Source organism: Streptomyces sp. WAC05292, assembly GCF_003949955.1.
GTDB classification, from domain to species: Bacteria; Actinomycetota; Actinomycetes; order Streptomycetales; family Streptomycetaceae; genus Streptomyces; species Streptomyces globosus.
The window spans coordinates 1-1,541 of record NZ_RPSE01000677.1 but is presented as its reverse complement, the minus strand read 5'-3'; the positions used below and the strand labels follow the sequence as shown (position 1 = coordinate 1,541).

1 protein-coding gene is annotated in these 1,541 nt (G+C 73.8%); it reads left to right on the top strand.

Features of this window, described 5'->3' with window-relative positions; genetic code table 11:
* The first annotated feature begins 159 nt into the window (after positions 1–159).
* Positions 160–1,326, top strand: a complete 1,167-nt coding sequence (locus EF903_RS32295) for a S1 family peptidase (protein ID WP_125548500.1) — start codon at positions 160–162, stop codon at positions 1,324–1,326.
* Positions 1,327–1,541: the final 215 nt, after the last annotated feature.

The window sequence follows — 1,541 nt, the reverse complement described above, 5'->3', positions numbered from 1 at the left end:
GGGCGAGCGGGACTGAGCGTCGGGCCGGACAGGCCTGGGCGCTGTCGGCCCGAAGCGCCACCGCTCCTTGGTATGGACCTGACAAACGCCGTCGGCTAGCGTAACGCCGACCGTCCCTGAGAGCGCTCTCAGGCGTGCGTCCCCACACCAGGAGGCCTCGTGAAACACACCAGCCCCTTATGTGCCGCCGTCACAGCCCTGCTCCTGACCGTCGGGCTGGGCGCCGCCGACGACCGCGCGGCGAGCGCCGCCCCGCTGCCGGAGCCCGCCGCGGCATCGTCCGCCGCAGCGCCGTCCGCCTCGGCCGGACTGCTCGACGCGATGCGCCGAGACCTCGGACTCACCGCTTCCCGCGCCGAGGAACGGCTGCGCGCGGAAAAGGCCGCCGCCGCCCTGGAGGCGACCGCACGGAAGGCGGCGGGCGGTGCGTACGGCGGCTCATGGTTCGAGCCGTCCACCGGCCGGCTCGTCGTAGCGGTGACCGGCCGCGCGGAGGAGTCCGCGGTGCGGGCACTGGGCGCCGACACCCGCCTCGTCCGGCACAGCGCCGCGGCGCTGGACCGCGCCAAAGCGCGCCTGGACACGCTGGGCGCGCCCGCCGGGGTCGCCGGCTGGCACGTCGACCCGCGGACCAACAGCGTCGTCGTCACGGTCGTCCGCACCGAGCGGGAGGCCCCCGCCGTGCGGGCGTTCGTCGAGGAGGCGCGGGCCGGCGGCCCCGTCTCGGTCGCCGAGACGGCGCAGGCACCCCGTACGTACGCCGCCGGCACCGTCGGCGGCGACCCCTACTACACCGGCGGCGTCCGCTGTTCGATCGGCTTCTCCGTGCACGGCGGCTTCGTGACGGCCGGGCACTGCGGGCAGGCGGGGGCCGCCGTGCGCGGCTGGGACGGGTCCGCGATGGGCACCTTCCGGGGATCCTCGTTCCCCGGCGACGACTACGCGTACGTCGCCGTCCACAGCGGCTGGTGGACCGTGCCGGTGGTGCTCGGCTGGGGCACCGTCCCGGACCGGCTCGTCCGCGGCTCCGCCGAGGCACCCGTGGGCGCCTCGGTCTGCCGGTCGGGGTCCACGACGCACTGGCGCTGCGGCACCGTCCTCGCCAGGAACGAGACCGTCAACTACAGCCAGGGCGCCGTCCACCAGATGACGAAGACCAGCGTCTGCGCCGAGGGAGGCGACTCCGGCGGCTCGTTCCTCAGCGGCGACCAGGCCCAGGGCGTCACCTCCGGCGGCTGGGGCAACTGCTCGTCCGGCGGCCAGACGTGGTTCCAGCCGGTCAACGAAATCCTCGGCCGCTACGGCCTGACGCTGCACACCACCTGACCCCGGCCCCGGTGCACACCTCTGCCTCAAGCCGGCCTTAAAGGATCGTTAAGCCGAGGGTCGCGCGAGAAAACCGCAGCTCAGAGGCGTGTGAGGAATGACGTCCGACGTTGCCGCGACGGCCGCTCCTCCGTGATACTCACTGCCTCGGGTGACATTGCGTCACGCTTGAGAGCGCTCTCGCACCTCTCTGTCATCCTTCACGGCTCGCCCGG